Source organism: Streptomyces sp. CRN 30, from assembly GCF_034105845.1.
The window spans coordinates 22,688-28,687 of sequence record NZ_JAVRHI010000535.1; the positions used below are offsets into that span (position 1 = coordinate 22,688).

Below are 6,000 nucleotides of genomic sequence, written 5' to 3' on the forward strand. Positions count from 1 at the left end.
GTGGAGGACCCGCCATGACCGCTCGCAAGACGCTCACCCGGAAGACGAACGCCCGCAAGATCTCGGCGCTCGCCGTCACCGCCGTGGCCGCCTGTCTGGCCCTCACCGCCTGCGAGAGCGGCGGCACCGACGACACCTCGTCGGCGACCGCCGGGACGTCCGTGACCGCCACCGCCGAATCGTCCACCCCGCCCGCCGACTCCACCGACGCGAGCGCCACCGCGTCCGTCGGGTCGACCGCCCCGACCGCGGAGTCGAACGCCACCACCGACTCCTCCGCGCAGGGCGGCGAAACCACCCCCGCCGCCGGCCTCGCGCTGGACCTGAAGTGCACCAACCAGCTGGACTACGCGAACGACTCGCGGTCCAACGCCGAGATCAACTCCATCGGCGCCGACACCGGGACCTGCCCCGTGCCCGAGGGCGCCGCCGACCCGGACGGCCTCGCGCTGGACCTGAAGTGCACCAACCAGATCGACTACGCGAACGACTCCCGGTCCAACGCGGAGATCAACTCCATCGGCGCCGACACCGGCACCTGCCCCGAGCCGCAGCAGTAGGCGGCAGGAGAGGCGGCAGGGCGGCAGAAACCAGGGTCAGCCCCGCAGGGCCTCCAGCTGGTCCAGGAACCACCGCGCCGGCGGCAACGCCGTTGCCGCCGCGGCCAGCCGCTTCGTCCGCTCCGCGCGCTCGCCGTCCGGCAGGGAGAGCGCCTCGTGCAGGGCGTCCGCCGTACCCACCACGTCGTACGGATTGACGACGACGGCGTCCTCGCCCAGCTCCTCGAAGGCCCCGGCCTCCCGGGACAGCACCAGCGCCACCCCCTCGTCGGAGACGACCGGCACCTCCTTGGCGACCAGGTTCATCCCGTCCCTGATGGGGTTGACCAGCGCCACGTCGGCCAGCCGGTACGCCGCCAGCGACCGCGCGAAATCGTCCTCGACGTGCAGCACGACCGGCGTCCAGTCCGGCGTACCGAACTCCTCGTTGACCGACTCGGCGACCCGCCGGACCTCCGCCGTGTACTCCCGGTAGACCGCGAGATCCTGCCGGGAGGGGTAGGCGAACGCGACGTGCACCACCCGCTCCCGCCACTCCGGCCGCCGCCGGAGCAGCTCCCGGTAGGCCAGCAGCCCCCGCACGATGTTCTTCGACAGCTCGGTCCGGTCCACCCGCACGACCGTGCGCCGGCCCTCGCCGATCTGTCCCCGCAGCGCCGCCATCCGCTCGTCCACGTCGCTCTCCCGCGACCGCTTCCGCAGGAACTCCGCGTCCGCCCCGAGCCCGTGCACGCCCACCTCGGTGGAGCCGAGCCCGCCCACCAGCGCGTCGCAGCACGCGGTGAACGCGTCTGCCCAGCGGTGGGTGAGGAACCCCAGCCGGTCCGCGCCCAGCATCCCGCGCAGCACCTGCTCGGCGATGTCGTCGGGCAGCATCCGGAAGTACTCCACCGGCGCCCACGGCGTGTGCGAGAAGTGGCCGATGCGGAGATCGGGCCGCAACTCCCTGAGCATGCCCGGCACCAGCGTCAGGTGGTAGTCCTGCACCAGCGCGACCGCGCCCTCGGCGGCCTCCTCGGCCAGCGCCTCGGCGAACGCCCGGTTGAACGCCACGTAGGAGTCCCACCGCCGGCGGAACTCCGCGTCGAAGACCGGCTCCACCGGCGTCTGGTACAGCATGTGGTGGACGAACCACAGCACGGAGTTGGCGATGCCGTTGTACGCGTCGCTGTGCACGTCGGCGGGGATGTCCAGCATCCGTACGCCGTCCTCGCCCGCCCCGCGCCGCACCGCCTCGCGGTCGCCGTCGGACAGCGCCGAGCACACCCACAGCGCACCCGCGTCCGGTCCGATCGCCGACAGCCCGGAGACCAGTCCGCCGCCGCCCCGCTTGGCGCGCAGCGAACCGTCCCCCCCGACCTCGTACGACACGGGGCCCCGATTGGAGGCCACCAGCACCTGAGCGGCACCGAAGGACGCGGACGAAGCGGACGAAGAAGAAGCGGAAGCCGAGGAAGCCATACGACTCAAACTAGCCCGGCCGCCAACAGCTCAAACGTACGTTCACGCGACCTTGCGCTCCGCGTACTCGGCGATCTCCAGCATCGGCGGGCGTTCCTCGGTGTCCACCGAGAACGTCCGCGGCTCGAACCCCTGCGCACCTCGCTCGAACTGCGTCAGCGCCGGCCGGACCAGATGGCCCCGGGCCAGCCTGAGCTGCGCGGTCCGGTAGATCGCGGCGGCCATCCGGCCCAGCGCCTGCCCGTCCTGGTGCCGGTGCCTGCGCACCCCGACGTCGACCTGGGCGAGGGCGTCCAGGCCCACCAGGTGCAGCGCGTCCACCAGCATGCCCAGCTCCACCCCGTAGCCGACGGGGAACGGCAGCCGCTCCAGGAGCGAGCGGCGGGCCGCGTACTCGCCGCCGAGCGGCTGCACGAAACCGGCCAGCCGCGGCCAGTGCATGTTCAGCAGCGGGCGGGCCATCAGCTCGGTGACCCGGCCGCCCTGCCCGGCGGCGCCGCGCAGCGGACGGTCGTACATGGCCTTGACCAGGTGCACGTCCGGGTCGGTCAGCAGCGGGCCGACGATCCCCGTGACGAAGTCGGACGAGAACTCCTTGAGGTCGGCGTCGACGAACGCCACGATGTCCCCGCTCGTCACCAGCAGTGACCGCCACAGCACCTCGCCCTTGCCGGGGACGGGCGCGAGGCGCGGCAGGATCTCGTCGCGGTGCACGACGCGGGCGCCGGCCGCCGCGGCCACCTTCGACGTGGCGTCGGTCGACCCGGAGTCGATCACGACGATCTCGTCGACCAGCGGTACCTGGCACATCAGGTCGTGGCGGACGGCCGCGACGATGTCGCCGACGGTCTCCTCCTCGTTCAGCGCGGGCAGCACGACGCTGACCCGCTGGCCGGTGCGCTGCTTGGCGGCCAGTATCTGGTGGAGCGGACGGTCGGTCACGGACCAGGAGCGTGCACTGAGCCAGCGCTCGACTTCTTCCAGCACGGTCTGCGGCTCCTCCCTGTTGTGGATCACGGTCAGCGGGTCAGGCGTCGCATATGTGATCCATCTCGCGCATCGGACGACTATCTCAACTGTCCTGGCCTTCGGTTACAGTCTTGAACAACGCGGATGACCATCGCATGTCGGGGGTGGCCGCCGCTGACAACCACATACAGCTCATCCAGAGGGGCAGAGGGACACGGCCCGATGAAGCCCCGGCAACCCTCCAGTCGGTACTCGTGAAGACGCGAGGCTCCCGGCTCGGGAAGGTGCCAAATCCGTCTCACGGCGAAGTGCGTCGTGAGGAAGATGAGGAGAAAGGGCCTCGCCTCCATGGCTGTGCAGACTGCCGAAAGCACCACCACTCCCGCCGCCTCCGTCGATCTCGGCCCCGCCGCGGCGCTCTCCTGCCGGGAATGCGGCCACCGCGTGCCCCTCGGCCCGGTCTTCGCCTGCGAGGAGTGTTTCGGCCCGCTGGAGATCGCTTACGACTTCTCCTCGTACGACACGGAGAAGCTCCGCGCGCGCATCGAAGCGGGCCCCGCGAACATCTGGCGTTACGCGCCGCTGCTGCCCGTCCCGGCGGACGTCGCCGACAAGCCCAACATCAACCCGGGCTGGACCAAGCTCGTCCAGGCCGACCGCCTCGCCGCCGAGCTGGGCGTCACCGGCGGTCTCTACGTCAAGGACGACTCCGGCAACCCGACGCACTCCTTCAAGGACCGGGTCGTGGCGCAGGCACTGGAGGCGGCGCGCGCCTTCGGCTTCACCACCCTCTCCTGCTCCTCCACCGGCAACCTGGCCGGCGCCGTCGGCGCCGCCGCCGCCCGCGCCGGTCTGCGCTCCTGCGTGTTCATCCCGCACGACCTGGAGCAGGGCAAGGTCGTCATGGCCGCGATCTACGGCGGCGAGCTGGTCGGCATCGAGGGCAACTACGACGACGTCAACCGCTTCTGTTCCGAGCTGATCGGCGACCCGGCCGGCGAGGGCTGGGGCTTCGTCAACGTCAATCTCCGCCCCTACTACGCGGAGGGGTCCAAGACCCTCGCGTACGAGATCTGCGAGCAGCTCGGCTGGCGCCTTCCCGACCAGCTCGTCGTGCCCATCGCCTCCGGCTCCCAGCTCACGAAGATCGACAAGGGTCTGAAGGAACTGATCGAGCTGGGGCTCGTCGAGGACAGGCCGTACAAGATCTTCGGTGCCCAGGCCGAGGGGTGCTCGCCGGTCTCCACCGCGTTCAAGGCCGGCCACGACGTGGTCCGCCCGCAGAAGCCGAACACCATCGCCAAGTCGCTGGCCATCGGCAACCCGGCCGACGGGCCGTACGTCCTCGACATCGCCCGCCGCACCGGCGGCGCGGTGGAGGACGTCACGGACGAGCAGGTCGTCGAGGCGATCAAGTTGCTGGCGCGGACGGAAGGGATCTTCGCGGAGACCGCGGGCGGGGTCACGGTGGGCGTGACGAAGAAGCTGATCGAGGCGGGTGTCCTCGACCCGTCGCTCACCACCGTGGTGCTCAACACCGGGGACGGTCTGAAGACGCTGGACGCGGTCGCCGACACGGGGCTCACGGCGACGATCCGGCCGAACCTCGACTCCTTCCGTGCGGCGGGGCTGGCGTAGCGCCGCGCAGTTCCCCGCACCCCTAGGCAGATCCCCCTGACCGGAGGTTTCAAGTGAGTGTCTCTGTCCGCATCCCGACCATCCTGCGTACGTACACCGGCGGGCAGGCCGAAGTGACCGCCGAAGGGGCCACCCTCGGCGAGGTCATCGCCGACCTGGAGAAGAACCACACCGGGATTTCCGGGCGGGTTCTCGACGACCAGGGCAAGCTGCGGCGGTTCGTCAACGTGTACGTCAACGACGACGACGTCCGATTCGAGCAGGGTCTGGAGACGGCCACCCCGGACGGGGCCGGCGTCTCGATCATCCCCGCGGTCGCCGGCGGCTGATCCGTCACCCACCGTTCCCCCGAATTGCCCCCTCCGTGAGAGAAGCGGAGGGGGCAATTCCATGTGGTTGAGCGCGGTACAGTTGGGGAACGCGGCGCTGATCACGCGGTCGGAAACCAAGAATTCCTGCCGCCCGCCCGACTAGATGTAGCCAAAGTGTGGGCGTCTTTCGCGTCTTTTGCCCTCTTTGAGTGGCCCGACTTGCCCCGAATCCTTACGAATTCTCACCATATTCCGGACCGCTCCCGTCCAGAATTCTCGTCCAATTGACCTGTTGCAGAGGGCAGTTGGACAGATACATTCGGCCGCGGTCGACGCGTTCCGGCGCACGCCCCCAGATTCTGGGGGGCGAGGTCTGACCCGGATTCGCGAAGTGCGGATCTGTGCAAGGGCCAGTAATAGGGGAGTTAGGCATGGCTCAGGGCACCGTCAAGTGGTTCAACGCGGAGAAGGGGTACGGCTTCATCGCGGTCGACGGTGGTGCGGATGTTTTCGTCCACTACAGCGCGATCCAGATGGACGGGTACCGCACCCTTGAAGAAGGTCAGCGGGTCGAGTTCGAGATCTCGCAGGGCCAGAAGGGCCCGCAGGCCGACATGGTTCGCGTCAGCGCCTGATCCGCGCGACCACCGCAGCGAACGGTCTTCTCCGGAGGGCCCGCGTCCCGGCAGGGGTGCGGGCCCTCCGGCATGTTCGCGGGCGGCGGAGCGTCGCCCTCGTTGGTGAGAGACGCTTGCGCCCGCCCGTCGCCCGACCACCCCACAACGAACCCACTTCGCGGGTGCGTCTTGCACTCGGAGGGGTCGAGTGCTAATCATTGGCGTTAGCACTCTGAAGGTGAGAGTGACAACGAAGGACCGGGTCGGTGAGGCCCGCGGGTCCTCGTGGGGAAGGAACCACGGGGCCGGCGAGCCGTCCGTCGCGGGCGCGGGCGCGGTCCGAAGGAATCACCCCCAGTCCTGGAGGGACCACTTCACATGGCCAAGATCATCGCGTTCGACGAGGAGGCGCGGCGCGGCCTCGAGCGCGGCATGAACCAGCTC

At 69.8% G+C, this 6,000-nt stretch carries 6 protein-coding genes and 1 riboswitch; of the genes, 4 read left to right on the plus strand and 2 right to left on the minus strand.

Features of this window, described 5'->3' with window-relative positions; genetic code table 11:
* The first annotated feature begins 14 nt into the window (after nucleotides 1-14).
* The gene (locus tag UW392_RS62345; protein WP_320784395.1) at nucleotides 15-560 is read left to right on the plus strand and encodes a hypothetical protein; all 546 of its coding nucleotides are present in this window, start codon (nucleotides 15-17) and stop codon (nucleotides 558-560) included.
* A 36-nt stretch (nucleotides 561-596) separates the two neighbouring features.
* On the opposite strand, the gene UW392_RS62350 is transcribed toward UW392_RS62345, so the two are convergent.
* Nucleotides 597-2,021, minus strand: coding sequence for a trehalose-6-phosphate synthase (locus UW392_RS62350; protein ID WP_320784396.1), 1,425 nt, complete (start codon nucleotides 2,019-2,021; stop codon nucleotides 597-599).
* Nucleotides 2,022-2,063: 42 nt separating this feature from the next.
* Entirely contained in the window at nucleotides 2,064-3,008 is a 945-nt protein-coding gene (locus UW392_RS62355; protein ID WP_320784399.1) for a glucosyl-3-phosphoglycerate synthase, read from the minus strand.
* Between the two features lie 171 nt (nucleotides 3,009-3,179).
* Nucleotides 3,180-3,321, plus strand: a riboswitch (SAM riboswitch).
* Between the two features lie 17 nt (nucleotides 3,322-3,338).
* On the opposite strand from UW392_RS62355, the gene thrC reads away from it, so the two are divergent.
* The 3 genes from thrC to UW392_RS62370 all read left to right on the plus strand — a co-directional run bounded on the left by thrC (nucleotide 3,339) and on the right by UW392_RS62370 (nucleotide 5,574).
* Nucleotides 3,339-4,628: a threonine synthase gene (gene thrC, locus UW392_RS62360; RefSeq protein WP_320784397.1), complete on the plus strand. Its 1,290-nt coding sequence runs from the start codon at nucleotides 3,339-3,341 to the stop codon at nucleotides 4,626-4,628.
* Between the two features lie 53 nt (nucleotides 4,629-4,681).
* A complete protein-coding gene (locus tag UW392_RS62365; RefSeq protein WP_320784398.1) occupies nucleotides 4,682-4,957 on the plus strand; it encodes a ubiquitin-like small modifier protein 1 in 276 nt (91 codons plus the stop codon).
* Between the two features lie 413 nt (nucleotides 4,958-5,370).
* Complete coding sequence (locus UW392_RS62370) at nucleotides 5,371-5,574, plus strand: cold-shock protein (RefSeq protein WP_010035953.1); 204 nt, start codon at nucleotides 5,371-5,373, stop codon at nucleotides 5,572-5,574.
* Nucleotides 5,575-6,000 lie beyond the last annotated feature (426 nt).